Below are 25,659 nucleotides of genomic sequence, written 5' to 3'. Positions count from 1 at the left end.
CGTTTACATCGGCGAAAGGTCCTCTTCGGATAGACAAGGGCCATGCGCGTACTGGTGGTGGAGGACGAGGCGTTCCTCGCGGAGATGATCGCCGAGGGGCTGCGCCGGGCGGCGCTCGCCGTGGACGTGGCGGCGGACGGTCTGGAGGCTCTGCGGAAGCTGCAGCTCGGGGAGTACGACGTCGTCGTCCTGGACCGTGACCTGCCCGGGTTGCACGGCGACGACGTGTGCCGCCGGGTGGTCGAGCAGCGGCTCATGACCCGGGTCCTGATGCTGACGGCGGCCGGCACCGTACGGGACCGGGTCGAGGGCCTCGGCCTGGGCGCCGACGACTACCTGACCAAACCCTTCGCGTACGACGAACTCCTCGCCCGGGTCCTGGCCCTCGGCCGGCGCGCCAGGCCCGCGCTGCCGCCCGTTCTTGAGCGGCGCGGGATCGTCCTGGACACCGCCCGCCGCCAGGCCGGCCGCGATGGCCGGCACCTGCACCTCTCGCCCAAGGAGTTCGGGGTCCTGGAGGCCCTGCTGCGGGCCGAGGGTGCGGTGGTGAGCGGCGAGGACCTGATCGAGCAGGTCTGGGAGGAGCACACCAGCTACCGCACCAACGCGGTACGGGTGACGCTCAGCAAGCTGCGGGCCAAGCTCGGCGAGCCACCGGTGGTGGAGACGGTCCCCGGCGCCGGATACCGGATCGCTTCGTGAACGGCGTACGGAAGCTCCTCGCGTCTCTGCAGCTGCACACACGCCCGCCACGGACGCCGGCCCTCGGCGCACGACCCGGCCGCATGCTGCCGTTCCGCAGCGAACGGGCCCGGCTGACGGCCCTCTACACCGGGCTGCTCGTGCTCGCCGGGGCCCTCCTCACGGGAGTCGTGTACGTGCTCGTGCAGGAGGGCATGTACTCGTCGATCAGCATGGCCGTCACCACGGCCGTGCCGGCGCGGCGGCTGGAACAACTGCCGTCCCCCTGGCCGACCGCCTTCGCCACCGGGATGCCGAGCGCCGCACCCGCGAGCCCCGCACCGAGCGCGGGCACCGTCGTCCCTAGCGAAGCCCTGGCGATCACACGGACGATGAGCGACGCGGCCGAGTCCGCCGCCCTCGACCGGCTTCTCACCGTCTCGGTGACCGTCCTCGTCTGCTACGCGGTTCTGTCGGTCGCGCTCGCCTGGTGGACGGCGGGCCGGGTACTCCGGCCGATCGCCGTCATCACCGACACCGCCCGCCGCCTCTCCGGCGAGAACCTCCACGAAAGGATCGCCCTCGACGCGCCGCCCGGCGAACTCAAACGACTCGCCGACACCTTCGACGGCATGCTCGGCCGCATGGAACGGCTCGTCTCCGCCCAGCAGCGGTTCGCCGCGAACGCGGCGCACGAGCTGCGCACCCCCCTGGCCGTGCAGCGGGCGGCCGCGGAAATCGGGCTCGCCGGCGATCCGTCCCCGCAGCGGGTGGCACGCATGCGGTCGAAGCTGATCGAGGTCGCGGACACCAGCGAGCGGATCATCGAGGGGCTGCTGCTGCTCGCCGCCTCCGAACAGGGCCTCAAGGAACGTCGCAGGGTCGCGGTGGACGAGCTCGCCCGGCGGGTTGCGGCCGGGCTGGCCGACGAGGCGGCGGAGCGGGGCGTGCACGTCACCGTCCGAGCCCTCCCGCTGTCCATCGAGGGGGATCCGGTGCTCCTGGAGCGTCTCCTGCACAACCTGGTCGCGAACGCGGTGCGGCACAACGTCCCGCAGGGACGGGTCGACGTGCGCACCGGCCCGGACATCGGCGTCGAAGTGAGCAACACCGGGCCGGTCGTGCCATCCGACACAGTCTCGCTGCTCTTCGAGCCCTTCCGCCGACTGAACGAACGCACCCACGCGCCCGGGGAGGGCACGGACCTGGGCCTGTCCATCGTCGACGCCGTCGCCCGGGCACACGGAGCCAAGGCAACAGCATCAGCCAACCCGGAAGAAGGCGGCCTGACAGTGCGGGTGGTGTTCTAACGGGCCGCCGGTGCCGGCCACCGCGCCGGGCCGGACATCCCCGCCCGGCCCCGCTGACCGGATCACGCGTGGACTCAGGCCCCCGTACGGCATCCCGAAGACGCCGTCTCGACGGGGTCTGCGTGTTTCCCCTGCTGTCGCACCGCCTTGTTCAGCGTGCGGTTGGTGTCGCGCTCCTTCTCGGTCCGGAGGTCTTCGCCCTGCACGGGTCCTGGCCGAGGTTCGCGGTCAGGACCTGTCGCCCCCTCCCACCGCCGGGAATCACCAGGGCGCGTGGCTGTTCGTGGGCCATGCCGCCGCTCGTCCCTGACCCGCGTCGGCCGTTCACCCGAGTCCTGACGAGAACGGCCTGGTCTTGGGTGTGCCGTGGATGGCGTAGTGTTGTGCCTACCGACGCGGGGTGGAGCAGCTCGGTAGCTCGCTGGGCTCATAACCCAGAGGTCGCAGGTTCAAATCCTGTCCCCGCTACTGAAGTGGCATGAGGCCCGGATCCTATGGATCCGGGCCTCATCCGTGCTGCGGCGCCCGGGCCAGGCGGCACTGCTGACGGTGGTCGGCACCCCGGCCGACAAGACAGGGCGGCGGATCGTGGGCTCGTACCGCTCTCGCCCAGGGTGTGCAGGTGTCGGTGACACCGGCATGAGTCCATCAGAGGTTGATCGACTGGGACATCGAGGCCAGGGCCCGTGCCGCACCATCCCCACCACCTCGGTGCGCAGGGATGGCACCTGGCGCACATTGATCACGGCTGGTGATCTCCATGTGACACGTTGTCAGTGGTGGGTGCTTTCATAGGCCGGTCGCGCGGGGAGGCGTGACTCGATTGATGGGGGACCCGGCCGTGCCCGTGATCGAGCAGTACGTGAAGTCCGACGGGACCGTGGTCAGGGAGCACACGCGCCTCCCGGCAGGCGCCCGGCGGCAGACGGCGATCGCAGGGGTGATCGTCGCGGCGGTGTTCCTGTTCGGCGGCGGCAACACGACCTCCGGCGCGGGTCCCCAGCCGGGACAGAACCGGTTACCCCGGCCGCAATCGACGGTGGTCTATCCGATCAAGTGGCCGGGATGGGAGAAGCCGGCGGTCCGCCCCGCGCCGACCGTCTCGTATCCCATCGTCTTCCCCACCGCGGAGAGCGGCCGATGAGCCGCCGCCCGGCCCGGCGCCGTCGCAGGACCAAGGGCCAGATCGACGCCTGGCTCCTCGCATGCGTGGCGCTGGTGTCCGTGAGCCTGGTCATGGCGCTGGTGTCGTGGCTGGCCGCGCACCCCTGGGTCGTCCTTCTGGGGCTGCGGGTCGCGGCGGCCGCCGGTGCGCTCTGGCTGCACCGGCGGCAGGAAGCCGCGCGTTGGGAACGAGTTCGCGCACAGAGCCTGCGGTCTGCGGTCGAGCACCTCGACGGCTTCCACCGCACCCAGTTCGAGTACGCCGTTCGTGATCTGATGCGCCGCGACGGCTGCCCGGACGCCCGGCAGGTCGGCGGACGCGGTGACAACGGCGCCGACGTCAAGGCCACCGACCCGTTCGGGCGGCGCTGGGTGATCCAGTGCAAGCACCGCAAGGCGGGCTGGTCCGGTTCCGCCGTCGGCACCCCCCGACCTCCAGGTCCTCAACGGCACCGGACGCCAGATCCAGGGCGGCGATGTCCTCGTCATGCTCACCAACGGCCGCTTCTCCCGCCCCGCCCTCGACTTCGCCACGTCCCAACGCCTGCATCTGGTGGACCGCCACCTGCTCGTCCAGTGGGCCGCCGGCTCCACTCCTCTCTGGGAGTTGCTGCGGGCCGTACGACCACCGCGTCGACCCACCTCACTGTCCTGAAGTCAGCGCCAGCCCTCGAGCGCGCCGAAGGGGCGGTGCTCGCAGTGGAATCGGGTGTAGAGCGTGCCCCACGGCCCATAACCCTCATGCACATCCCGCCAGGACGTCCCGGTCCGAAACCAAGGAGGAGTTCCCCGCATGACCGACGAAACCACCGACTTCGCCACCGTCGGCACCGACTTCGCCAGCGTCGGCATCGACTACGCCGCCTACAACGAGGGCGGGCGCGGGCGGCTGCGGCATGAGATCGTGACGCGACGCGTCCTGGAGGAGCTCGGCGACGAGCCGGCCCGCGTCCTGGACGTCGGCTGTGGTGACGGCGAGATGGTCCTGCGCCTTGCCGCGGCCGGCCACCGCATCATCGGGACCGACGTCTCCTCCGACATGCTCAAGCGCGCGGAGGAGAAGGTGGCCGCGGCCGGCCTCGACGACCGCGTCAGACTCATCGAGGCCGACATCTACGAGCTGCTCTTCGAGAGCGAGGCCTTCGATGCGGTGTGCTGCCACGGCGTCGTGATGTACCTGCCCGACTCCGCCGAGCCCATCGCCAACCTCGCCCGGCTCGTCGCGCCCGGCGGCATCCTCAGCGTCCTGACGAAGAACGCCCTCTCCGTCGGAGTGCGCGAGGCCCTGCGGGGCGATTACGACTCGGCGCTGGCGCAGATCGAGAGCGGCCGGACGGCGAGCATGGGCAACCTCGGCATGGTCACCCGCGGCGACACTCCCGAGCGCCTGGACCAGCTCGCCCGTGACAACGGCCTGACCCCGCTGCCGTGGCAAGGCGTACGGATCTTCCACGACCACCTCGGGAAGGATTGGCGGCCGGAGGAGGACGTCTTCAACAGGGCGCTGGCCGTGGAGCGAGCCGCCTCCATCCGCAGCCCCTACCGGGAGCTCGGCCGTCTCGTGCACGTGGTCGCCCGCCGCGAGGGGACCACGTGAGCAGGCTGCCTGTCAGGCCTACGAGACGCCTGCCGCGCTGTGGATCCGCTCGGAGGACCGCCCGCTCCGGACGACCGAGCGGCTGCGGGCCCCCGCCCTTCGCACTGCCGTACGACTCGCTCACGGCGACATGCAGATGGCAGTCCCCGCCCGCCGACTCGTACCGCGTGTACTGACTCGCGACGAGGCGATCGTGCGCCGCGCCCCTGAGCCTTCTTCACCGATCGCAGCCCGGCGCCTGGTGAAGCAAGGGCTGGAGGGACTGACCAGCATGCCGCAGCGACGCTCTCCTCAGGCGCCTGCCCGCCCCACGCGGGTCGTGCTCCTCGATCGTCGGCGTTTCGGCCAAGCGGCCCCATCGTCGTCCTCTTGTGCCGCAAGGGTCGGTGCACCCACCACGAACGCGCATGCGCGCTGCCACGGGATTCGCACAGCGTCCGAAACACATGTGTTCGACCTGGCCGACCTGGTCGTTGAGCCCGATGAGACCAAAGCCACTTCCTCCCGGAGAACGCCATGCACCCCACCCATCCTGGTGAATTCGCTTCCCAGGCACCGTGCTGTCCCCAGTCCATCTGGTCCGACGGCCTCGGGCCGCCTGCCGTGTCCACCCCTCCCTCCACCCGACCGCGCGGATAGCCGAGTTGGCTGCGCCGCCCATCAGCCCTCCCCATGCCCGCTTCCTCAGCCCGCGAGGTTCTGACATGCCACCCTCTCTCCCTCACATTCGCGCCCTGGTCACCGCCTACTTGGATCGACGCCCCGGTGAACGGGACGGCCTCGAGGAACTCCTGGCCGCACTGGACGCCGACGCCGGCCCCGACGCGGATCCGACGAGCCGCTCCACCGTGCCCGGACACATCACCTGCAGCGCGATGGTGATCGACCGTGACCGGCGGGTCCTGCACGTTCGACACAAGGCGACCGGAGGAAAGGTGCTAGCCCCCGGCGGGCACGCCGAGGCCGACGACCGGACGCTGCTCGCCACGGCTCTTCGAGAAGTCGGGGAGGAGGCCGGTATCCCCGCTTCCTCCCTCGTTCTGACCTCGGAGTTCGGGGACCGGCCGATCGACATCGACGTCCACGACATCGGCCCCGACCCGGTGAAGGGCGAACCCGCCCATCGCCACTACGACTTCCGCTTCGTCTTCCACCTCGCCGACAACGCGCCCGCGCTCTCCCTACAGGCCGAGGAGGTCACGGGCGCGGTCTGGCTGCCGTTCGACGAGGTCTCCTCCCCCACGCTGCGGGCCAAGCTCTCCGACTCCGGCCTGGACGGCGTGATCGTGCCGCTCAACGCCTCGGCGATCATCCACGACGGCCACGGCCGCTACCTCCTGCACCTGCGCGACGCGAAACCGGACGTCTGGGCGCCGGGATGCTGGGATCTGCCCGGCGGCGGCCGGGAACCCGAGGACGCGACCCTGCTCGACACGGTCCGGCGCGAGCTGCGGGAGGAGGCCGGCCTCACCGTTGCGGGCCTGGAGCCGTACAGCGTCGAGAGCGTCACCGGCACCGCCGGGACCCGCGTGCCGATCCAGCTCTACACAGGCCGCTGGAACGGAGACCCGGCGAGACTTCCCCTCACCGAGGGCGTGATGCTCGCATGGGTCGAGCCCGAGAAGTTCCCCTTCATGACCATGCTGCCGTCGACCAGGTCGTTGCTGGAGCGACACGCGGCCGAGCACCCCGCACTGCCGGGCGGCGCCCGCGGGGTCGGGCCCGCCTCGGCGCAAGCGCCCTCCGGGACCGTACTGAACGTGGTCGGCGTCCACCTCTACCTGGAGCGCGACGGCATGGTGCTGCTGGGGCAGCGGCATCCGGACTCCGCGTACGCGGGCGGTTTCTGGCACGCCCTCGCGGGGCACTGCGAGGCGGAAGCGGCGACCGCGTGCCTCGTGCGGGAGGCGCATGAGGAGGCCGGCCTGGTGATCGACCCGGCCCAGGTCGAGCTCGTCCACATCGTGCACATGGTGGACCGGCCCGGCGACCAGCCCCGCATCGGGCTGTTCTTCCGCGCCCGCCACTGGGAGGGCACACCCGAGCTCCGCGAGCCGGACAAGTGTGTCCGCTGGGCGTGGTGGAACGCCAAGGACCTGCCCGAGCCGATCGTCCCCTACACCCGGGCGGCGATCGAGGGCATCCAGGCCGGGCGCACCTACACCGAACTCGGGTGGGCACGGTGAACGGCTTCGACACCACCGGCCTCACCTACGCTGCCCACCCGGACATCGCGCGCCGGCGACTGCGCCACGACCCGGTCACCCGCCTGGCCGGCCTCATCGCTCCCGGCGGGCAGCTGAGCATCCTCGCCGAGAACCGCCGGCCCATGGGTGCGTGCGAGGCCCTGCGCAGCGACCGCCCGACCGCGTACCGGCTCGTCGAGTACGTGAGATGTCGGCCGGCTGCTGCGGTCCGCTCGGCCCGCCGCCTGACCACCACGCCGACGCCCGCTCCGCCACCAGCGAAGAATGCCCCTCATGTCCCTTGACCTCCACGCAGCGACGAGCCGTCAGCGCGCCGACATGGTCGACCGGCTCAAGGCCGATGGCATCCTGACCGACCCACTGCTGCGCGACGCCCTGCTCCGCGTGCCCCGCGAGGCCCTGCTCCCTCACGCATACGTACGGGTCAGCGGCCCAGGAGCGGACCTGATCGACTGTCGCCTCCTCGACGGCTCCCACCCCGAAGACCAGGAGGCGTGGCTCGAGCTGATCCACAGCGACGAGTCGATCCTGTTGCAGCCCGACGGCGATCCGCTTGACGCGCTCCCCCGCGGGCCGGTGACCGGCGGCCACATGACCTCCATGTCCACCTACACCCCCGCCACCATCGAAGTCCTTCAAGCCCTGGGACTCGCCCAGGGCCACCGCTACCTGGAGCTGGGGCCTGGCCCCGGGGTCTCCCTCGCACTCGCCGCCGCCGTCACCGGGCCTGGGCGCGCCATCGGCGTGGAGCGAGACCGGCACATGGCGGCCTTCGCTCAGCGGAACCTCGACAGGCTCGGACTCGGCGCGGCCGTTGTCGAGGACGACGCGCTCCAAGGGCACCAGGTCGGGTCGTTCAGGCCGAGCGAGGACGGCGGGCGGTGCTTCTTCTTCACGAGCAGGTGCGGGTCGCGTCCGGCCAGGCGCCAGGAGAAGGAGGGGTTCTGGAGTGCGAGTGCGTGCTGGACCAGCTCGGCGACCTGGTCGTGGTTGAAGAGCAGGTGCGGCGGGAGGTCGATGCGTATCTCCTAGAGAAGATCCGCGTGCCCAGGCCAGGGCCGGACAGGCCCCGCAAGGGGCCAAACAGTCTCGCGGCCGACAAGGCCTACAGCAACGGGCCGTGCCGCGATGACCTCCGGCGGCGCGGTATCCCGGCGCACGATTCCGGAGAAGACCGACAGCCAGGCCGCCCGCCTGCGCAAAGGCTCACATGGTGGACGCCCGACCGGCTTCGACGAGGACCGCTACAAGAATCGCAACACCGTCGAGCGGGCGATCAACCGCCTGAAGCAGTCCCGGGCCGTCGCCACCCGCTACGACAAGCGCGGCTACGTCTACCTCGGCACCGCGACCGCGGCAGCCCTCACCATCTGGCTACGAACTTGATCGGCCGGACAAGCCCTAGGGCGTGTATCGGAAGCGGATCATGCGCATAGGGTGTCGGCATGTCGCTGAGCCACATAGCCCTCTCGTCCGGTCGTTCGATCGAACTCACCGAGCTGCGGATGTCTACGACCTATGGGGGGATGCTGGAGGGCTATCCGTGCCAGCGCGTCAACGACATGAAGGTCAGCGGCCTCCTGCGACAGGCCGAGCATGCGTTCTCCTTCGCGCCAGTTCATCTCGTTCCGCCCTCCCGCGAGTACCCGGACCAGACCGCCGGCGCCTTCGGCCCCGTTGAGGTGCTGCCTTCCGTGGCTTGCATCGGTGTTTTCGGCTCTACAGCGGTCGATCCTGAACTCGACGCAGTGCTGCACCGCTCCGCTCTCATCGTGGCCTGGTTCCAGGCCACCCCGGATGTCCCGTCGGGCGAGAACGCTGATCTTGCTCTTCGCAGCATTCGCTGGGAAGAGCTGGCCCAGGACTACGAGCTCTAGGGACACGTGCTGATCACAGCCACTCGTTGATGGCCGCTACGAGGACAGTGGCCTCATAGCGGACCGCGAGCTTGTCGTAGCGGGTGGCCACGGCCCGGCGCCTCTCGAGCCGGTTGATCCCGCACTCGACCGCGTGGCGCTCGCGGTAGTCGGCCGGGTCGAAGTGCGGTGGTCGGCCGCCGCAGGAGCCGAGCTTCTGGCGGTTGCGTGCCTGGTCGGCCTTGTCGGGGATGGTGCAGCGGATTCCGCGGCGGCGCAGGTAGGCGCGGTTTCTACGGGAGGCGTACGCCTTGTCCGCGCGGACTCGGTTGGGGCGGACGCGTGGCCGACCCGGCCCGATGCGGGGCACGCGGACCTTCTCCAGCACGGGTTCGAACTGCGGCGAGTCCCCGCGCTGCCCGGCCGTAATCACGATCGACATGGGCCGCTGACCTTGCTCGACGGCCAGGTGCAACTTGGTGGTGAACCCGCCGCGCGAGCGTCCCAGTCCGTGATCTCCGGGCTCGGTGAACACACCGCCCGGCGGTTCCTTCTGCAGATCACCCTGCTTGCGGGCCCCGGCCGCATGCTGATGAGCGCGGCACACCGTGGAGTCGACGCTCAGGTCCCACGTGATCGCACCCTTCGCGTCCGCCAGAGATTGTAGCCGCGTGAAGATTCTGTGCCAGATGCCGTCCCGCTGCCACCGGCGGAACAGGTCATAGATCCGACCCCACGGTCCGTACTCGACGGGCACGTCCCGCCACGGAACACCGGTCCGGACCCTGAACCGTATGCCGTCGATCAGCCGTCGCCGAGGCCAGACGGGCGGCCGCCCCGGCTTCCTCTCCTTCGGCAACAACGGCTCCAGCACCGCCCACTCTTCGTCCGTGAGATCTCCCCGCCCCATGAACCGTGATCATCCAACGCTCAAGATCCACTTTCGACACAAGCCCTAGTACTCCGGGATCGACCGGCGCGCGGGTGCCTGCGCCCCGCCGAGAGCGAACATCCTTGGATCCGGGCCATGTTGTGTGAAAGCTGGGAGAGACACATCCCTGACCCCGGAGGCCTCCTTGAGCGCCGAGCACACGAACACCCTGTACGAGGCCGTGGGCGGCGCAGGTGCGCTGCGTCGGCTCTCCGAGACGTTCTACGAGGGGGTCCTCGCCGATCCCCTCCTCGCACCCGTCTTCGCCGACTTCACCTCCACCCATGTGGAGCACGTCGCCGTGTGGCTGGCCGAGGTCTTCTCGGGACCTGCCGGGTTCACTGCGGAGCACGGCGGGCACCAGGCCCTGCTCCGTGCCCATCTCGGGCTCGGGATCACGGAGGAACAGCGGCAGCGCTGGATGGAGTTGATGACGGCGGCTGTGGAGAAGGAGCTGCCGGACGACGCCCTGCTGCGCCGCCGGGTGATGGAGTACTTCGACTGGGGCACGCGGATCGCCAAGGACGTCTCGGCCTCGGCCCCGGGTACCGACCTCGGCGACCCCGGCCCCACCCCGCGCTGGGGCTGGGACGGGCTGGCCTGACCCCGACACCGGACCAGAGCTCCGGCTCGGGCTCCGGTTCAATGGGCCTTCTTCACGGCCGGGCTTCTTCGGCTTCGGCATCTCGTACATGGCTGTCTCGCCCCCCCCCACGCCGGAGCCGTCTCGCCGCAGCGCTCGTGAGTTATGGGTCGCGGACTTCTCCGGCGCGGCCATCGGGCCGACGACCTGTGCCTCCCTGCCCGGGGGCCAGGGCGTCACCGCCTGTACCGCTGTGCCACTGCCATGAAGGCGGCCTTGGGTTCCCAGTCCATGTCGGGGTAGGTCTGACCCCGGCGCCCTTCGAGGAGCTTGACGATCCCCAGGCCGGCTCGGTCCAAGTCGTCCCTGGGGTCGCCGTCCGGGCGGTGCGGGTAGCCGGGCAGGGCGAACAAGAACACGAACGCGCTGTCCACACCCTCGCTCTCGAAGATCTCCAGCAGTTCGCTCAGGTACGCGGCCTGGCCGGCTTCGTCGCGCTCGTACATGCCGTTCAGCCGTACGGGGGCCTTGGTCTGCGGGTCGTACTCGACCACTTCCAGCACCCGTCCCCCGCGGTCTCCCGCGCCGCGGTAGGCCGCGGTGCCGAATCCGGTGATGGCGAGCGGCTTCGGGCCCTGGGCCAGGGTGCGTACCGCGTCCCGGAAGCGGTCGGCGACCTCGGCGGAGCGGATCAGTTCGAACGTCACGATGTCGAAGGGGGTCCAGTCGACCTGCTCGAACTGGATGGACGCGTAGGTGAGTTTGCCCTGGAAGCGTTCGCGGACCGTGGCCGCGGCGTCGCGGAGGAACGCGTTGATACGCGAGCCGAGTTCGCGGATCGCTTCGGCTCGCCGTTCGGGTCGGCTCATCAGCTGCTCGACCCGTTCCTCGGGAGTGTGTCCGGGCAGGAATCCGCGGTTCATCACGCTCAGCTCGACGCCTGCGACGAACACGACCGTGGCCCCCTGCCGCCGGAGCCGTTCCGCTCGCTCGGCGCAGTCGCGGAAGAGCGTGAGGATCTGCTGCGGATCCAGTTCCAGCGGGTAGGGCGAGAACCAGATCTCCAGGCCGAGTTCGGCGGCGGCACTGGCTGCGAGCTCCAGTCGGTCGGGGTCACCGCCGATGATCTGGACCGCGTTGCAGTGCAGGTCGTCGCGGATGACGGCGAGCTCGCGCCGGACCACGGCGGGGTCGAAGTGCTCGCGGGATGTTCGGCCGTGGACGACGAATCCGGTGTCGTAGGTCATTCCTCTTGCTCGCATGGTGATGTCCTCCCTGTCGTTCCGCGCCCCTGGGAGGGGGCCGAGGCTGACAGGAAAAGTGCGTGCACGCAAGTTTGCGTGCACGCAGTTCTGTGTGGAACGCTGGCACCGTGACGACACCACCACCAGGGCTGCGGGAGCGGAAGAAGCAGGCCACGCGTGAGGCGCTGCGCGAGGCTGCGCTGCGTCTGGCCGTGGAGCGCGGACCGGACCAGGTACGAGTCGAGGACATCGCCGAGGCGGCCGGGGTCTCGCCGCGCACGTACAACAACTACTTCGCCAGCCGTGAGCAGGCGATCGTCTCCGCTGTCACCGCGGACCGGGAGGCGCGGATCGTGGCGGCGGTCGCGGCCCGGCCCGCGGGAGTGCGCCTGGCCGACGCCGTCACCGAAGCGGTGGTCGAGCAGTACACGAACACCGGCGAGCACGGACACCAGGCGCTGCTGCTGATCACGACCCGTACCGCCCTGCGCGAGGCGTTCCTCGATGCCACCGCCGGCATCGAGCCCCCTCTCACGGCGGTGATCGCCGAACGCCTGGGTGACGCCGGAGCGCCCACCGCCCGCGTTCTCGCGGCGAGCGTGGCCGCGGCGGTTCGCATCGCGCTGGAAGGCTGGCTCCGGCCGGCCGGGAACGGGCCGGCCGCCGGGGGCCTCGGCGCCGGAGGGCTGGTCGTGCCCTCCGGCTCACTGCCCGACCAGCTCCGCGCGGCGCTGGCCCCGCTCGCCCCGGCGTTCGACGCGGCCGAGCGACGCCCCCAGCCGTGAAGTCGGCCCGACTACGGCATCCGCTGGACAAGTAGTTGCTCCGGAACGTGCCGTTGCGTCCGGCCGTCGTCATCCTCATCCCGATCAGCCGATTCGACTTCGGCATGGAGGACGCCGCGCCAAGTCGCGCTCCGCGGCTGGAGTACGAGGTGCCGTGCGGCCGGCACAGCGCTGTGGGTGACGTCAGGGGCCGGCGCTTCAGCATGACCGCGCGGGGGTCGAATGCAGCGGGCGCTGGACGCGCGGCTTCGAGTGGGGCGCGCTGTCGTACGTCATCGGGTACCGGCTCCGACGGGGGTCCGCCCCGCCCCGGGGGGCCACAACGGCGGGGCGGGCGGATGCTGGGTGGGGTCAGGCGCCGATGCCGATGGAGGAGGCGTGGGCGTAGGCGTTGCAGTCGGAGTCGAGGTCGCTGATGACGTCGTCCCAGATCTCGTCCCCCGTGTCCTGGTCCTGCGCAGCCCACGCGCCGACGAGGTCGCCCCAGACGTAGCGGACCGTGATGGACCTCTGCTGGAGGCCAGGGCGGGAGCGTTCGGCTGGGACCTGGCTCCGGTCGACGGGGTAGACCTCCATCCGGCGGCCGCTCCCGTCGTTGTCGAGGTGCCGCTTGAGCCAGCCGGAGCGGACCACGTCTCCTGCCGCCGGATCCAGTTCGCATGGACGATGCGGGGTTGAACCCTCTGAGGTGACCCCGTCCTCAGCCGGACCGCGCCCGACCAGATGTTCTGGATGCCGCGAGACGCTGTACGAGCACCCCGCCCCGGCACGATGAGACCCTGCCCCCCCCTGCCCCGGACCGCGGGCGGGGCCGTCAGTGAGCGGGCGGGACGGTGATCTCGGGGGCGGTCCAGCTGCCGAGGAGCTCCAGTGCCCGGGCGGTGTCGGAGCCGGGTTCCACGCTGTAGACGCACAAGGTCTGCTCGGCGTCGCCCGGCACCTGGAACGACTCGTACGAGAATTCGAGCTCACCCACCACCGGATGGACGTACCGCTTGGCGCCATGAGTGCGGCGCAGCACCCTGTGGTCGTTCCACCACGCGGAGAACTCCGGGCAGGATAGGGTGAGTTCGCCGACCAGATCGGCCAGACGGCGGTCGCCCGGGTAGCGGCCGGCCTCCAGCCGCAGGACGGCCACCGTCTCCGCCGCGATCCTCTCCCACTCCCCGACCCGTTCGCGGGCCTCAGGGTCCAGGAGGTAGTAGCGGGCGAGGTTGCGCCGAGTGGCCGGCAGGGCCTCGAAGTCGGTGAGAACCGCCCGGGCCAGGTGGTTGGCCGCCAGCACGTCGGTCCGGCGCCCCAAGATGAACGCCGGTACATGCCGCAGCGTCTCCAGCATCAGATACAGACCCGGACGCACCCGCTGGGGCCGGCCCGGGCTGCGGCGTGCCGCACGCGGCTCGGGCAGCAGCAGATCGGTGAGATGCTCACGCTCGGACGCGTCCAGCTGGAGGGCCTGGGCCAAGGCCGCGACGACCTCGCTCGAAGGGCTGCCGGCCCGGCCCTGTTCCAGGCGGGTGTAGTACTCGGTACTCACCCCCGCCAGGCGCGCGACCTCGTCCCGGCGCAGACCCGGCACACGGCGCACCCGCCCGTCGACGGGAAGCCCGGCCCGGTCGGGACTGATCGCGGCCCGGCGGCCACGGAGAAAACCGGCGATCTCTTTGCTGCGGTCCATGACCCCAGTGTGGAACAACGCCCACCCCGCCCGAAGCCGCCAAGGTAGCCCTGCCAGTACCAGCCGGAGCAGGGCCAGCTTCAAAGCCCTTCCGGGTACGGCGGGCTGGTGTGCTTGAGCCGTGCCCGGAACACCGGACGGCACGAACCCACACACCATTCACTTCCCCCGGAGGGAACCGCCATCATGTCCACACAGCACACCGCCAAGACGCTTCAGGGCCGCATCGCCGTCATCACCGGAGCCTCCAGCGGCATCGGCGAGGCAACCGCCGAGAAGCTCGCCGACCTCGGAGCCCAGGTCGTCGTCATCGCCCGCCGCGCCGAACGGCTCACGGACCTGGTCGCCCGGATCCAGAAGAACGGCGGCAGCGCCCTGGCCATCGCCGCCGACGTCACCGACAAGGCGGCCGTACGGGCCGCGGCCGACCGCGTCGAAACCGAACTCGGCGGCGCGGACCTCCTCCTGAACAACGCCGGCGTCATGCTCCCCGCCCCCATCGAAGAGCTCGCCACCGACCAGTGGCAGCACCAGATCGACCTGAACATCACCGGCCTGATGAACATCACCGCCGCTTTCACCCCGCAGCTCGTCAGGGCCGCCCGGGAGCGCGGCGTGGCCGACCTGATCAACACCTCCTCCATCGCCGCCCAGAACATCTTCCCCACCTTCGCCGTCTACTCCGCCACCAAGGCGTACGTCACCCACCTCTCCCGCCATCTGCGTACGGAACTGGGCCCGAAGAACGTACGTGTGGCGGCGATCGAGCCGGGCATCGTCGGCACCGAACTGCAGAGCCACGTCACGGACGAGGGCGCGCAGACATGGCTGACCGATTCGAAGAACACGATGGAGTGGCTGACCGCACAGGACATCGCCGACACCATCGGCTTCCTGGCCTCCCTGCCGCCGCGGGTCAACCTCCAGCAGGTCACCATCATGCCGACCCGCCAGCTGAGCTGACCCCGCGACCGTGAAACCCCGAACGCGACGGCCAGGAAGCCGGGCAGGGGGACCACAATCTCCGTCTCTGACGGAGAACGGGCCGGCGTCGAGCGCGCCCTGAAGGCGCAGGCGGCCGCGGAGTAGACCCGTACGGAGAAGGCGAAGGGCCCCGGACGTGTCCGGGGCCCTTCGCCTTCTTCTCGTCAACGGTCGCGTCAGCCCAGGGCCTTCATCCACTGCCAGCCGCCGGTGCCGATGGTGACCGGTGTGCCGAGCCCGGTGGAAGTGCCCGGCAGGAACTCCAGGTTCTCGGCAGTGCCCGCAGTCCGGGTCGTCCACAGGTCGGGCGTACCGTCGCCGGTCACGTCGCCGGCCGTCACAGCCAAGCGGCGGTCGGCCGGCGGAAGCGGCCCGGCGTCGAGGGTGCGGGGCGTGGCGAGTTCCAGGGCCCCGTTGGAGCGGTACTCCTTGAGCTCACCGGTGGCGCGGTCGCGCGCCCACAGGTCGGCGCGGCGGTCGTGGTCGACGTCGCCGGGGAGGAGTACGTCGTACCCCGCCCACTCCGCCTTGCCGATCTGGACGGCGGCGCGCGGGGCGAAGGTGGGCGCGCCGTCGACGGCCGCCCCGCCTCGGTGCAGCCACAGCCCGGTGACGCTCCTGACCACGACGTCCGGCAGTCCGTCGCCGTCCACGTCGCCGGCGGCGAGCGGGGTGGCGTTCGTCCAGCCGGTGGGCCGGCCGCCCATGGCGATACGGGTGCCCAGCTCGCCGCTGCCCGTGTTGGGGTAGACCCAGAGGGTGTCCCCGATCTTCGCGAGGACGTCCTCGCGACCGTCGCCGGTCCAGTCGCCGCGATGGCTGATCACCGCGTCGGCCCAGCCGCCGGTGCCGATCTGGCGCTGGACTCCGAGGCTGCCGCCTCCGGTCCCGGAGTACAGCCGCAGGTTGCCGTCGTCCTTGGCGGCCAGCAGGTCGGGGCGGCCGTCGCCGGTGAGGTCTCCGCCGGCGCCCGAGCCCGCCCGGGTCTCGGGGTACGCGGCGGCGCGCAGCAGCTTGTGGTCGGAGAGCCCGGGTTCGATCGCGTCGGCGCGTACGGTGTGGAAGTCGCGGGCGCTGAGGAAGACGTGGTCGAACTTCACGCCCTCGGCGGTGGTCGGCTCGCCGGAGTGGCAGGTGGACGCGCCGGCCTGGAGACACTCGGCAGTGAAGTGGTCGATGTCGTTCTCGTCGGCCTCGGCGAACGGGCCGGTGCCGGGCAGACCGTCGCGTATCGGGTTGAGCATCGGGTCGTAGGTCGGTCCGGGGCCCGCGTTGAGGTCGCCGCCGAGGATCACCGGGATCCCGGCCGCCCACGTGTCGATCTTGGCCATCACCTGGGACGAACCGTTGTCCGGAACGATGTACTGGGCGAGGTGCGTGGTGCAGAGCAGGGTGGTGCGGCCGTCGACGGGTGCGCGGGCGCACAGCACCGAGCGGGCTTCCTTGTCGGCGGGCACATCCAGCTGGGCCGTGTACTTCTGGACGGCCGGGGCCTTGACGAACAGGCCCTGGCCGAAGCTGGTGTCGGTGGTGGACCAGTGGGCGCAGCCCGTGGTGGTGGGCTTGGTGCTCGCCCACACGGCGGTGTAGCCGTGGCCGGCCAGCTCGGTGCGCAGGGCGTCGTACTGCCCGGAGCACAGCTCCTGGAGCATGACGGCGTCCGCGTCCCAGGCCAGGACCTCGTCGCGGACCTTCGCGGTCCAGTCGGGGAGTTCCAGCTTGCTCTGGCAGGTGGAGGACTGGCCGCAGACGTTGTACGTGATCGTGCGCACCGGCGGCGCGGTGGCCGGGTCCACGGTGTCGGCCGCGGCCACGGTCACCGTGCCGGCGAGCAGCGCGAGGACGGCGGTGAGCCTAACTCCCCAGCGCAGGGCGGTTCTTCGAAGACGGGTCATTCGGATCAGCGTACTGAGGCGTTTTCAGCGTTGCCTCTCCAGGTGAGGGCGGCTTGGGTGATGACGGTCATGCGGTCGGGGCTGATGCGTGATCTGCGGAAGATCTGCCACGACTTCAGCCGTGCCATGCCGCGTTCGACCGCTGCCCGCGCCGTGGCCAAGGCCCGGTTGACGGTGCGCAGGGCCAGGGTGAGATCGCCGCCCGGTGGGCCTTTGAGGCCGGTGGCGACCCAGGGGCCGGCGCCCTGGTAGGTGCGGTCGGCGAGGCTGGGGACGCCCTGGCATGCGCAGATCCTGATGATGTGGTGGGTGCGGGCCGCTTCAGGTCATCGGTGCGGGCCGCGTCAGGTCGTCGGTGCGGCCCGGCAGCGCGGGCGAGATCCACAGCATCTCGCCCGCAGGATCGGTGATGAACTGGACGTTCACGCCGTGCCGCCGGTGCTTGGCTGGGTAATCGACCTGACTGTCGCCGACGTACCGCGACGCGGTCGCATTCGGCGCAGTTGTTCTGACCGTCCGCCGGGGCCGGTCACCCCTGTCCCGGCGGACGCCGTCGGGACGGTCGCCCCGCCCGCCTTGCCAACGCGCACGGGTCCTTCCCGCCCCACGTGGTCGCGAGGGCGGCAACTGCGCCCGGGGCGTGAGCACCCCGGACGGACCCGGACCAGTGCCTCGCCCTCCCGCACGCGCTGGAGGACGAGGACGTCCGGGTGGCGCCAGGTCGGGTCAGAGGATCTTGTCGTAGATGCCCCAGCCCCAGCCGATCTGCCTGCGGGTCGGCGACGGGACAAGGCCGCCGCCGGCGCGGTCCACACCTTCGTAGAGCCAGAGGTAGCCCTGTGCGTCGCGGGCGAGGAAGTCGCTCTCGGAGGAGCCGCTGAGCTGCCCAGCGAGCGCGATGCGGTCGTAGACGTTCCAGCCGCCGCCCACCCGCACGCGCGGTGCGTACTCAAGCCCCGGGAAGTCGCCTCCCGGTATCGGGTAGTCGAAGCCGTACGACCACAGCACGCCGGCCCCGTCACGCGCCACGGCGGTGAGATCGCTCCAGTTCCCCACGAGGGCGGTGTAGGCGTTCCAGCCGCCGCCGATGTTCTGGCGGGGGTCGAAGGGCGCCCGGGGGGCGTCGTGGCCGGTGGCGTTGTAGTGCCAGAGGACGCCCGCCTTGTCCCGGGCCACGAGGCCGCCGGCGCGGCTGGTGATCGCCGTGTACGTGTTCCAGCCGCCGCCCACGCGGACGCGCGGCTTGAAGGGGGCGTCCGGGTTGCCGGAGCCCTTGTAGAACCAGAGGACACCGGCCTTGTCCCGGGCCACGAGGTCGCCCTCGCCTGCCGCCGTCCGGTGCGTGAGGGTCGTGATCGAGGTGTAGGCGTTCCAGCCACCGCCGATGCGCTCGCGGGCCTTGAGCGGCATGTCGGGGCGGCCCGTGCTCTCGTACTGCCAGAGCACGCCGGCCTTGTCGCGGGCGAGGACCGTGGTCCGCCGGTAGTTCTCAGGGGTGCCCTCGGCGAAGCGGAAGGCGACGGGTCCGCTGCCGATGACGGCCCCGGCCCCGTCGGTCACTCGAGGGTGGGTGTCAGGTTTCCCATCACGGCGGCACGGCTGTCGGCGTCGACCCGGATGTCGTAAGTGAGCGTCGTGGCGGCCTCGGCGGCCGGGAACACGACCTCGTTGCCCGGGCTGTCCCACGGACAGGGCCAGAAGACACCGCCGTTGACGGCACAGGTCGGGGTGACGGGTTCGTAGGCCGGCGTGTCGAAGTCGGGAAGCTCCCATGTCGGCTGCGGCAAGAGCAGCCGCGCCTTGACGGGGCCGGTGAGGCCCGCCGGGAGCGTGACCCTGATCCGGGTCGTGACCGCCCCTTCCTCGCCGGAGGGCACCACCAGCGGGCCGCCCTCCTGGACGATCGTCGCGGTCCCCATCGCCGCCATGGCCGTCAGAGGCGCGGCGACGGCCGCCGTCCCGCCCAACACCGCGGGTGCGAAACCGACGGCCAGAGCCGTCGCGATCGCCAGAGTCACACGCTTGCCCGTCACGAATCTCCCCAGGAGCCTTGTGGACGTGAGGGGGAGCGAACGCGCTCCCCCGGACATCCGGGTCACCTCTTGGACCCTCGAACGGCCCGGAGGGTTGTGCCCGGAGGGTTGTGCCCGGACGTGGATCCGGCCGTCGCCGGGTCAGAGGATCGTGTCGTAGATGCCCCAGCCCCCAAGCGCCGCACCAAGATGCGCGCCGGAGCGGGTGAAGGTCGTTGACCGCATCGGGCTGACTGCCACACTGAGCGGTTCAGCGTGGCCAGTGATCGGGTGACGCCGGTCAGGTCGAGGTGAGGGCCGCAATGCACAAGGCTCCCATGCCGTTGGTGGAGGTGTTCGCAGTCTCAACCCATCGGCACAGGGGACCTGTTGGTCCCCCATCCCGCCGCACTCGACCTGCCTCATGCTCTGGTCGAGTGGGTATCCCTGCTCATCGTTACCCGTGAGGGTGACCGGCGCTGCAAGCTGCCGCCTGGTCTATCTTCGCCGCCACGACACGCTCACGCAGATCGCGGCCGGCTTCGGCATATCTGTCGGCACCGCCCACACCACTGCCGGATTCGGACGAGCTCGCCGAGAGCGGAGCCGTCGCCCTCCCCGACGGCAGAAACCACGTCTTCGCGCGCATGCAGACCTGGAAAACCCTCCGAGACGGCCGCCTCAAAAGTCACGGCGTCCATCCCGCCACGCTCGACATCGCCCGGATGCATAGCCTCGCCCTCGCCGGTAAGACCGGCGGCGGCCACAGGGCGGCCAAGCACGCCCGAGAGACCTGCAGATCATTTACGGGACAACGCTTGGGCCCCACACTCGAGTGGCGTCAGCCTCAGGCCCGCGAGACCATGACAGTTGAGGGGTTCAGCGCGCTCGCCTGGGGGATTCAGAGCACTCGACGCTTTGGAGCATCGCCATGAACGCCAAGTCGGGATGTGGGCCGCAAAGCGACCCCGAGTTCTTCGACGCACTGAACAGGCTGTTCGCCCAGTACCCCGAAGCGGCCGACAAGTACGCGATCAAATGCATGACCATGGAGCTCGACATCCTGAAGATCGACTTCAGGAAGCAGGAAGGCGTGTCCCACATCGAAGACGGCCGCATCATCACGGAATACGTCGACCGAGACCCCACACGAAGCGGCAGCTGCTGCGGATGGCGGCACGGCGAATGCATCCTGAAGTGCGACCCCCCGCCGCTATGACAACCACATCAGGGCTGTCCCGTAAATGATCTCTGGGTCGTCTCGGGCTGTCAGGCCGCGGTACGGTCCACCGCCGATCCGGCGAGGGCAGTCCGGTGCCCGGGCAGCCACCGCCGGCGATCGTGAGGGTCTTCCCGATGGCATCCCTGGCGCCTGATTCCTCCCATGCCTTGCAGTCGTTGCGGTTTGCGGCGAGTGGCCGGTCGGCCACCACGATCAGGCGGGTGTCGGCGTCGATGACGACCTGATGGTTGGTGGAGTAGCGGGCATCGGGCCGAGATGGTCGTTGATCCGATCCGCCGCCGGCTTGGACACCCTGAACAGCGGCGCGAGCTGGCGCGTGGTCAGGTTCGTTCGCCAGTAGGCCGAGACCAGCAATGCCCGGTCCTCCAGTGGAAGGCTCCACGGCGCGCCCTTGCGGACCGTGTCAGCGACCCTGGCGGCGCAACACCGTCACCAGCTTCCCGAAGGCGCGCGGGCTCAGCCCGAGAACGGCGCCTTCAGTACCTGTCCGGCCCCGGTTTGCGGCGGGTCACCAGCACGAACGCGGGTCTGGTACGTGCTCTGGCGAGTGCCGGTCCTCTCCCCTGCCCAGGCCGGTCCGGACCAGGAAGCCGGGGTCCGCTTCCCATGTCGGGGCAGCGATGTGCACCCGCTGGGTGCCGGGGACGCCCACCTCGACGAGGACTCCGTCGCGGAACATCCACAGACCGAACAGGTCGTCGTCCTCGTCGTGCAGCATGACCTGCACGCAGGCGGGGTCGTTCCACGGCAGGGACTCCAGGTCCTTGAGGACACCGCGGCGCCGGTTCCATCGCTCGAACTCGATGTACCAGCCCCCTACAAACCAGAGGATCTGCACGAAGCAGCCGTGCCAGGTGCGGGCCTCCTCCGGCCGCGTCAGCGGCTCCATCACCTCGTCCTCGTATCGTGCCGACACGATGACCTGCGCCATTCTGCTCATGCCCACATGTCACACCGTGCCGGGTGCCGAGGGCAATCGGGTTGGGGCCCAGCCGTCGGGGCTCCTTCCGTACGCGGAGTTCGCCGCCCACGACTTGCCCGAGAGGTCACGTTCGGAGCCGGATGGTGAGGGCTGCGACGGTCGCGGTGCCGAGGCACCCCGGTCCGCACCCGGTGAAGAATCCCGTTGCCCACCTGCAGGTGATCACGCCACCGGCCGCAACGCCTGTTACCGACTGGCGGGAACGGCCGCAGTCGTTCCCACTCTGCATCACTCAGTTCACCCCGCCCCATGTCCACCTGAAGCGACGCGTGGCCGGAGCAGTCACGTGATCGACCTGGAGTGGCTGGGGCCGATCAGGGGATCACTACTCAGGCGGGCCGCTGACCGACTGACCGATCTGCTCCGCCAGCCAGGAAGCGTGCCGTTCCTCGGACCCGTCGCGATTCCTACGGCGTACGTGGACGAGGACGGTGAGGTGGTCGGAGCGCTGGTCGAGGCCTTGAGTTCGGCAGTTGAACAGCAAAGAGACCCGGGCGTTGTTGGCTTCGCCGCGGATGTCACGGTCCGGTACGTCGGGCCAGATCAAGCTGGACCACCAGATCTCGCCGACGTTCGGGCCCACCAAGGCAGCGAAGTCCTCCTCGACACTGCCCACGGGCCGGTAGTCCATCGACGCCCAGAGCGGCAGGTGCGAGGAGAGGAGTCCCGATCGGTGGAAAGCTCGGGCGCGTGGACTCCGCCGTGCAATCCCGTCGGGTCGGAAGGATCTCGCGCCCACTCCTCGACATCCGTTTTCCGGAACCATGCACCCGGCAGCGCCTCGCGTATCCGCAACCCTTCCGGGACGGTGCACAGCTCGACGCCCAGGGACACCTCCGCGTCCTGCCGGTCGCCCACTGCCACAAGCTGACGCGCCACGTGCAGCGCCAGTACCGGGTCGGTTGTGCGGAAGATCGGGTACGCGATGGGGTTGGACGGTTCACCGGGCAGGTGTTCCACAGCTCCCCCGGCCGTGATCAATTCCAATACCGCGCGTTGCTCGTCGGGAGTCCGCGCGGAGCACTCGCCGCCGAACAGCTTCTCGTAGGCGCTGCCATGGACCGCGCTCTGCCGGGGCAGCCGGCGGACCTCACCGACCGGCGGCCACGGCGACGATCGCCCGCACCTGGGCGATGATGTCGAGTCGGTTCCGTACGAACTCCGCGTCTGTGACCGTGCCCGTCGCCGGGTTGGTGTTTCCCGGGGCGAACTCTAGGACCGGCGTGTGCACATGACCGCCCGGCAGCCTTGTCAAGCCGAGGCGGTCGCGCAGCAGAGTGGCCCGGTAGGCGACCTCGTTGGAAAGGTAGTTCCCGCCCCCGCCCGCCCGGGCGACGGAGCCGGGCGTCGGCCCGCCGGGGCGGACCACGGGCGTGTCCGACCCAGTCGGCAGTTCGGTGACCGAAGTGTTGTCGTACACCGGGAAACGGCCGGTGGACGCCGCCGTGATCGCCGCGTACGGAAGGGTGGTCGACGTCCACTGGGGTTGCGTGGCCGGATCGGTGACGGGCACCGTCTCCGTACGGGACAGGTTCTCGTTGTCGGGGAAGCCGCCGCGCCAGGCTCCGTTGGTCCGCTCGATGTCGAAGCGGCCGGGCCTGCCCTGGCTCACTGTGGTGAAGAGGTCCACCTCCGGCAGGTGCGGCCGCAGGGTCCGCTCGACCGTGCCGTCGGCGAAATCCTGCCAGCGCACGGGGAAGACGGCCGTCTCGACCCGGGCGAGGGAGCCGTCGGAGGTGCGCAGCCAGGTGCCGTCCAAGGCAAGCGCGGTGGCACCGGACGGGTTGCTGGTCCGGGTGTCCCGGTCGAGCGTGAACGGGTCGAAGCCGGTCAGCAGGATCCGCTTCACACCCTTTCCGGCCGGGTAGCGTATCGAGTCCTGGCCGCGTGAGGAGCGTTCGAGCCGGTCGAACAGTCGGGCCCGGCCCTCATCGGTGATCGCGAACCCGGGCTGCCAGGCGCGTAGCTCACGGGTGAGCGCGAGTCGCGACCAGTACAGGGGGCGGTCGTCGTCCCGCGAGAGGTCGCCGCCCGCGTCTCCCCGACCCTGCGCCCTGTCCACGGCCCGCCTCCAGAGCCCCGATCCGTACCGGCCGACCGTCCGCTCGGCCGCGGCGAAGGAGTCGGCGCCGGCGAGGGCGTCGGCGAACTCCGGTGCCAGGGAGGCGAATCCACTGCGCCGCAAGATCTCCTGGGGTGCGGCCCGGTCGAGCCGGAGCTCCTCGACGGAGGCGGTGGTCGTCCCAACCGCTGAGGCGGGCGGGGTCGCCAGGACCAGGGAGGCGGCGGCGAGAGGAAGGGTGAGGGCGCTACGTATCGAGGGCACCGGAGTCCTTTCGTACGAACATGGCGTTCCGTCAGAAGTGGACCGTCACAAAGGAATCCATGCTACGACGCAGTCGTCATGCCCGAGGGGAGTTCCACGACTGGCCTGTCGAAGTCCCCGTCGCTACAGGTCAAAGGAGCGAGGGTGAACCGCCTCGCTCCGCAGTGGACCTAGCCTGACCGCTCGGCGACTGACCCCAGGTCCGTGATCCTCTCCCCGCGCCTGCCCGGCGGGTCACCACCTCGCCGACATCGTGCTCAGGTCCACTGCTCGGACGGCTTGACGCCCGGCAGCGGCTTGCCGATCAGGGCGAGAGGGACGAAGAAGTTGACCTGTCCGATGGCCAGGGCGAGGGTCGTGAGCGCCTTCTCGTCGTAGACGGCGGCGGCCCTCGCGTACAGCTCGTCGGAGACCCGCTCGGCCCCGGGCGCGGCGGGCTGGAGCACGGCCTCCACGAGTGCCAGGGCGACGGCCTCCTCCTCGGTGAAGTACGCGGCGTCCTGCCACGAGGCGACGGCGGTGATCCGCTCCTCGGAGACCCCGTCCTTGCGGAGGCTCTCCGTGTGCATGACGGTCAGGTACGTGTTCCCGACGATCTGTCCGGCGCGCAGCTGGAGAAGGTCGATCGTGGTCTTCGGCACCGAGCCGTTCCCCGTGGCCTTGTACAGCGCCCCGGCTACGGCCCCGAGCTCGGGTACGAGGCGGACGGGGTTGGACAGGCGGGAGGTGTTGGTGGCCTTCATGGTGGTGTCCCTTCGGCGTGTTCTTCGCGGTCCGTCGTGGTTCGTTGCGGTCTGTCGTGGTCCGTCGCGGTCCCTCGTGGTCCGTCGCGGTCCCTCGTGGTCTTTCGATGCACTGACGGAGCCCGAGGGACGTGTGTGACAGCCTCGCCGCACCTTTTTCCTCGGCGCGCCGCCGCTGACGTCCACCGAACGCGATCCGTGCGTGGATCGCCCTGCGGGGCGGGCGACGGGGCCGAGCCGCCGGCCCCGTGCCGAGCACCGCCACTGGCGTGCCAAGGGCGACGGACAGCCGCGCCCCGTGCCGCGCTGGGCACCTCCCGCGGACGTGCTCGAGGGCTGGTACGACGGGCGTCTTGTCGCCTCGCCCGTCGGTGGCCATCGACGAGTGGCGGTGATCAGCGGCCGGCACCGACGCAACCTGGCGCTCGGTTACGAGCCGCCCGCCGACGCGTTCGTGCCGGCTCCCCCGATGCGCAGGCCCGGCCGAGGGCCGAGGTCCGGGACGGGCGCCGGACCGCGCGGGCCGGGACGACAGCGGGCCCTCACCATGCCAGACTTGATACAGGGGAGACGCACGAGCGAGGGCCGTGACCGGCCCCCAACGGCTCCCTCCTCCCCCCAGCACACCCGCCTTCGCCCGGCACGCCGCCGGCGTGCTCCCGGCTGCCACAGGGAGGAAAGCTGTGATGACCACCACCAACAACCGCGTCAAGCGCGGACTCCCGCCACGGGCCAGCACCACCATGGACCTGGGTAACGACCACGCACTGCAGATCCTCGACTTCCCCTCCGGAATGCGGGCCATCGTGGAAGGCGGACGATCCGTCGCCCAACTCCCCGCCACCACCGGCGACATCGCGGCCCCTCCCGACGCAGGAACACACTCGGTCGGCGAACGCGAGGGCTACAGCGAAGCAGCCATCCGCACCACTGACGAACAGATCTGGTTCAAGAACAACTTCTGCAACGGCGCCCAGGCCTGCGTCCAGGGCTGGGACTGGGCCATCTGCGGCACCGACCACGCCGTCGGCTACGGAACCGGAATCGCGATGGTCGGATCAGAAGGCACCCGCAACGCCACCCTCTTCGTCGACGTCTGGGAGTGCATCTGCGTCGGCCCCTTCTGCGTAGGCGGCCACGAGTGCTTCTGGGTGGAGAACTGGCACGGCGCCGTCGTCCCCGGACACTGGCTCTCCGTCGGCACCAACGCCCCCGATCGCAAATGGCTCCGCTGGCGGCTCGAAGGAGCCGGAGGCGACACCCAGGTCAGCCTCGCCGCCAAGTACTGACCCCACCAAGTCATCGACTGCCGCAACGCCGTCGCAGCTTCATCCAGGAGGCGACGTCGGCCGTCGTCGAGGAGGCGACGTCGGCCGTCGTCCCCGCGCGCCCGAACCCACCTCGCGCCAGTCCTCCGGGTCTTCGTCCGTTCCGTCCC

25 protein-coding genes, 1 tRNA gene and 6 pseudogenes are annotated in these 25,659 nt (G+C 70.4%); 18 read left to right on the top strand and 14 right to left on the bottom strand.

Going from position 1 to position 25,659, the window contains the following annotated elements; translation table 11 throughout:
* The first annotated feature begins 42 nt into the window (after positions 1-42).
* The 11 genes and pseudogenes from ACN9M0_RS39220 (at position 43) to ACN9M0_RS39170 (ending at position 8,836) form a co-directional block, all read left to right on the top strand.
* Complete coding sequence (locus tag ACN9M0_RS39220; RefSeq protein WP_426405235.1) at positions 43-702, top strand: response regulator transcription factor; 660 nt, start codon at positions 43-45, stop codon at positions 700-702.
* 83 nt (positions 703-785) lie between these two features.
* Positions 786-1,991 (top strand): ATP-binding protein, encoded by a 1,206-nt coding sequence (locus ACN9M0_RS39215; RefSeq protein ID WP_426405234.1) that lies wholly within the window; start codon positions 786-788, stop codon positions 1,989-1,991.
* Between the two features lie 394 nt (positions 1,992-2,385).
* A tRNA-Met gene (locus ACN9M0_RS39210) sits at positions 2,386-2,459 on the top strand.
* A gap of 373 nt (positions 2,460-2,832) precedes the next feature.
* A complete protein-coding gene (locus ACN9M0_RS39205) occupies positions 2,833-3,135 on the top strand; it encodes a hypothetical protein (protein WP_426405233.1) in 303 nt (100 codons plus the stop codon).
* A pseudogene (locus ACN9M0_RS39200) lies at positions 3,132-3,810 on the top strand (restriction endonuclease). Before ACN9M0_RS39205 ends, ACN9M0_RS39200 begins: the two are co-directional and overlap by 4 nt.
* 138 nt (positions 3,811-3,948) lie before the next feature.
* Positions 3,949-4,752, top strand: coding sequence for a methyltransferase domain-containing protein (locus tag ACN9M0_RS39195; protein ID WP_426405232.1), 804 nt, complete (start codon positions 3,949-3,951; stop codon positions 4,750-4,752).
* Positions 4,753-5,456: 704 nt separating this feature from the next.
* Entirely contained in the window at positions 5,457-6,938 is a 1,482-nt protein-coding gene (locus ACN9M0_RS39190) for an NUDIX domain-containing protein (protein ID WP_426405231.1), read from the top strand.
* Positions 6,926-7,243: a hypothetical protein gene (locus ACN9M0_RS39185; RefSeq protein WP_366041030.1), complete on the top strand. Its 318-nt coding sequence runs from the start codon at positions 6,926-6,928 to the stop codon at positions 7,241-7,243. Before ACN9M0_RS39190 ends, ACN9M0_RS39185 begins: the two co-directional genes overlap by 13 nt.
* Positions 7,233-7,991: a hypothetical protein gene (locus ACN9M0_RS39180; protein ID WP_426405230.1), complete on the top strand. Its 759-nt coding sequence runs from the start codon at positions 7,233-7,235 to the stop codon at positions 7,989-7,991. The genes ACN9M0_RS39185 and ACN9M0_RS39180 overlap by 11 nt, the downstream gene beginning before the upstream one ends.
* Before the next feature lie 96 nt (positions 7,992-8,087).
* Entirely contained in the window at positions 8,088-8,345 is a 258-nt protein-coding gene (locus ACN9M0_RS39175) for a hypothetical protein (RefSeq protein ID WP_426405229.1), read from the top strand.
* A 59-nt stretch (positions 8,346-8,404) separates the two neighbouring features.
* A complete protein-coding gene (locus ACN9M0_RS39170) occupies positions 8,405-8,836 on the top strand; it encodes a hypothetical protein (protein ID WP_426405228.1) in 432 nt (143 codons plus the stop codon).
* Between the two features lie 13 nt (positions 8,837-8,849).
* Here ACN9M0_RS39170 and ACN9M0_RS39165 read toward each other — a convergent pair whose 3' ends face one another.
* On the bottom strand, positions 8,850-9,725 hold the full coding sequence (locus tag ACN9M0_RS39165) for an IS5 family transposase (protein ID WP_426405227.1): 876 nt from the start codon (positions 9,723-9,725) through the stop codon (positions 8,850-8,852).
* Positions 9,726-9,891: 166 nt separating this feature from the next.
* On the opposite strand from ACN9M0_RS39165, the gene ACN9M0_RS39160 reads away from it, so the two are divergent.
* A complete protein-coding gene (locus ACN9M0_RS39160; protein WP_366041039.1) occupies positions 9,892-10,350 on the top strand; it encodes a group II truncated hemoglobin in 459 nt (152 codons plus the stop codon).
* Positions 10,351-10,565: 215 nt separating this feature from the next.
* On the opposite strand, the gene ACN9M0_RS39155 is transcribed toward ACN9M0_RS39160, so the two are convergent.
* Entirely contained in the window at positions 10,566-11,576 is a 1,011-nt protein-coding gene (locus tag ACN9M0_RS39155; protein WP_366041047.1) for a hypothetical protein, read from the bottom strand.
* A gap of 125 nt (positions 11,577-11,701) precedes the next feature.
* On the opposite strand from ACN9M0_RS39155, the gene ACN9M0_RS39150 reads away from it, so the two are divergent.
* Positions 11,702-12,358 carry a TetR/AcrR family transcriptional regulator gene (locus ACN9M0_RS39150; RefSeq protein ID WP_366041040.1) on the top strand — a complete coding sequence of 219 codons (657 nt, stop codon included), beginning with the start codon at positions 11,702-11,704 and terminating at the stop codon, positions 12,356-12,358.
* Positions 12,359-12,709: 351 nt separating this feature from the next.
* Here ACN9M0_RS39150 and ACN9M0_RS39145 read toward each other — a convergent pair whose 3' ends face one another.
* Positions 12,710-12,991, bottom strand: a complete 282-nt coding sequence (locus ACN9M0_RS39145; RefSeq protein ID WP_426405226.1) for a hypothetical protein — start codon at positions 12,989-12,991, stop codon at positions 12,710-12,712.
* Positions 12,992-13,172: 181 nt separating this feature from the next.
* Positions 13,173-14,036, bottom strand: a complete 864-nt coding sequence (locus tag ACN9M0_RS39140) for a helix-turn-helix domain-containing protein (protein WP_366041042.1) — start codon at positions 14,034-14,036, stop codon at positions 13,173-13,175.
* 186 nt (positions 14,037-14,222) lie between these two features.
* Between ACN9M0_RS39140 and ACN9M0_RS39135 the strand changes: the two genes are divergently transcribed.
* Positions 14,223-14,999, top strand: coding sequence for an SDR family oxidoreductase (locus ACN9M0_RS39135; protein ID WP_426405225.1), 777 nt, complete (start codon positions 14,223-14,225; stop codon positions 14,997-14,999).
* A 197-nt stretch (positions 15,000-15,196) separates the two neighbouring features.
* On the opposite strand, the gene ACN9M0_RS39130 is transcribed toward ACN9M0_RS39135, so the two are convergent.
* From ACN9M0_RS39130 to ACN9M0_RS39115, 4 genes and pseudogenes are all read right to left on the bottom strand, one after another.
* Positions 15,197-16,915: an FG-GAP-like repeat-containing protein gene (locus tag ACN9M0_RS39130; RefSeq protein ID WP_426405224.1), complete on the bottom strand. Its 1,719-nt coding sequence runs from the start codon at positions 16,913-16,915 to the stop codon at positions 15,197-15,199.
* Between the two features lie 24 nt (positions 16,916-16,939).
* A pseudogene (locus ACN9M0_RS39125) lies at positions 16,940-17,389 on the bottom strand (transposase family protein); the annotation flags it as partial.
* 252 nt (positions 17,390-17,641) lie between these two features.
* Positions 17,642-18,475: a hypothetical protein gene (locus ACN9M0_RS39120; protein WP_426405223.1), complete on the bottom strand. Its 834-nt coding sequence runs from the start codon at positions 18,473-18,475 to the stop codon at positions 17,642-17,644.
* Positions 18,472-18,948 (bottom strand): hypothetical protein, encoded by a 477-nt coding sequence (locus tag ACN9M0_RS39115; protein WP_426405222.1) that lies wholly within the window; start codon positions 18,946-18,948, stop codon positions 18,472-18,474. Before ACN9M0_RS39115 ends, ACN9M0_RS39120 begins: the two co-directional genes overlap by 4 nt.
* A gap of 369 nt (positions 18,949-19,317) precedes the next feature.
* On the opposite strand from ACN9M0_RS39115, the pseudogene ACN9M0_RS39110 reads away from it, so the two are divergent.
* From ACN9M0_RS39110 to ACN9M0_RS39100, 3 genes and pseudogenes are all read left to right on the top strand, one after another.
* A pseudogene (locus tag ACN9M0_RS39110) lies at positions 19,318-19,495 on the top strand (transposase family protein); the annotation flags it as partial.
* A 64-nt stretch (positions 19,496-19,559) separates the two neighbouring features.
* A pseudogene (locus ACN9M0_RS39105) lies at positions 19,560-19,676 on the top strand (IS5/IS1182 family transposase); the annotation flags it as partial.
* A 182-nt stretch (positions 19,677-19,858) separates the two neighbouring features.
* On the top strand, positions 19,859-20,146 hold the full coding sequence (locus tag ACN9M0_RS39100; protein WP_366042192.1) for a hypothetical protein: 288 nt from the start codon (positions 19,859-19,861) through the stop codon (positions 20,144-20,146).
* Between the two features lie 70 nt (positions 20,147-20,216).
* Here ACN9M0_RS39100 and ACN9M0_RS39095 read toward each other — a convergent pair.
* The 6 genes and pseudogenes from ACN9M0_RS39095 to ACN9M0_RS39070 all read right to left on the bottom strand — a co-directional run.
* A pseudogene (locus ACN9M0_RS39095) lies at positions 20,217-20,630 on the bottom strand (helix-turn-helix domain-containing protein); the annotation flags it as partial.
* A 48-nt stretch (positions 20,631-20,678) separates the two neighbouring features.
* Entirely contained in the window at positions 20,679-21,110 is a 432-nt protein-coding gene (locus ACN9M0_RS39090; RefSeq protein WP_366042193.1) for a hypothetical protein, read from the bottom strand.
* A 152-nt stretch (positions 21,111-21,262) separates the two neighbouring features.
* Positions 21,263-21,403: pseudogene (locus ACN9M0_RS39085) on the bottom strand (IS5/IS1182 family transposase); the annotation flags it as partial.
* 74 nt (positions 21,404-21,477) lie between these two features.
* Entirely contained in the window at positions 21,478-21,768 is a 291-nt protein-coding gene (locus ACN9M0_RS39080) for a hypothetical protein (protein WP_399694683.1), read from the bottom strand.
* 474 nt (positions 21,769-22,242) lie between these two features.
* Positions 22,243-23,478, bottom strand: coding sequence for a pyroglutamyl peptidase (locus tag ACN9M0_RS39075; protein WP_399694685.1), 1,236 nt, complete (start codon positions 23,476-23,478; stop codon positions 22,243-22,245).
* A gap of 257 nt (positions 23,479-23,735) precedes the next feature.
* Entirely contained in the window at positions 23,736-24,221 is a 486-nt protein-coding gene (locus ACN9M0_RS39070; protein ID WP_426405221.1) for a carboxymuconolactone decarboxylase family protein, read from the bottom strand.
* Between the two features lie 686 nt (positions 24,222-24,907).
* Between ACN9M0_RS39070 and ACN9M0_RS39065 the strand changes: the two genes are divergently transcribed.
* Complete coding sequence (locus tag ACN9M0_RS39065; protein WP_366042196.1) at positions 24,908-25,510, top strand: hypothetical protein; 603 nt, start codon at positions 24,908-24,910, stop codon at positions 25,508-25,510.
* The last annotated feature ends 149 nt before the right edge of the window (positions 25,511-25,659 follow it).

It is taken from the genome of Streptomyces sp. R-07 (assembly GCF_049913175.1).
GTDB lineage: Bacteria > Actinomycetota > Actinomycetes > Streptomycetales > Streptomycetaceae > Streptomyces.
The sequence above is the reverse complement of the archived record's forward strand: the minus strand, read 5'-3'. Positions and strand labels throughout refer to the sequence as shown.

Excerpts from the sequence above, each read along its gene's own strand:
- ACN9M0_RS39155 (WP_366041047.1), bottom strand. The coding sequence starts at position 11,576 with ATGACCTACGACACCGGATTCGTCGTCCACGGCCGAACATCCCGCGAG.
- ACN9M0_RS39215 (WP_426405234.1), top strand. The coding sequence starts at position 786 with ATGCTGCCGTTCCGCAGCGAACGGGCCCGGCTGACGGCCCTCTACACC.
- ACN9M0_RS39140 (WP_366041042.1), bottom strand. The coding sequence starts at position 14,036 with ATGGACCGCAGCAAAGAGATCGCCGGTTTTCTCCGTGGCCGCCGGGCC.
- ACN9M0_RS39130 (WP_426405224.1), bottom strand. The coding sequence starts at position 16,915 with ATGACCCGTCTTCGAAGAACCGCCCTGCGCTGGGGAGTTAGGCTCACC.
- ACN9M0_RS39100 (WP_366042192.1), top strand. The coding sequence starts at position 19,859 with ATGAACGCCAAGTCGGGATGTGGGCCGCAAAGCGACCCCGAGTTCTTC.
- ACN9M0_RS39165 (WP_426405227.1), bottom strand. The coding sequence starts at position 9,725 with ATGGGGCGGGGAGATCTCACGGACGAAGAGTGGGCGGTGCTGGAGCCG.
- ACN9M0_RS39180 (WP_426405230.1), top strand. The coding sequence starts at position 7,233 with ATGTCCCTTGACCTCCACGCAGCGACGAGCCGTCAGCGCGCCGACATG.
- ACN9M0_RS39170 (WP_426405228.1), top strand. The coding sequence starts at position 8,405 with ATGTCGCTGAGCCACATAGCCCTCTCGTCCGGTCGTTCGATCGAACTC.
- ACN9M0_RS39070 (WP_426405221.1), bottom strand. The coding sequence starts at position 24,221 with ATGAAGGCCACCAACACCTCCCGCCTGTCCAACCCCGTCCGCCTCGTA.
- ACN9M0_RS39195 (WP_426405232.1), top strand. The coding sequence starts at position 3,949 with ATGACCGACGAAACCACCGACTTCGCCACCGTCGGCACCGACTTCGCC.
- ACN9M0_RS39190 (WP_426405231.1), top strand. The coding sequence starts at position 5,457 with ATGCCACCCTCTCTCCCTCACATTCGCGCCCTGGTCACCGCCTACTTG.
- ACN9M0_RS39065 (WP_366042196.1), top strand. The coding sequence starts at position 24,908 with ATGACCACCACCAACAACCGCGTCAAGCGCGGACTCCCGCCACGGGCC.
- ACN9M0_RS39090 (WP_366042193.1), bottom strand. The coding sequence starts at position 21,110 with ATGAGCAGAATGGCGCAGGTCATCGTGTCGGCACGATACGAGGACGAG.
- ACN9M0_RS39220 (WP_426405235.1), top strand. The coding sequence starts at position 43 with ATGCGCGTACTGGTGGTGGAGGACGAGGCGTTCCTCGCGGAGATGATC.
- ACN9M0_RS39135 (WP_426405225.1), top strand. The coding sequence starts at position 14,223 with ATGTCCACACAGCACACCGCCAAGACGCTTCAGGGCCGCATCGCCGTC.
- ACN9M0_RS39175 (WP_426405229.1), top strand. The coding sequence starts at position 8,088 with ATGACCTCCGGCGGCGCGGTATCCCGGCGCACGATTCCGGAGAAGACC.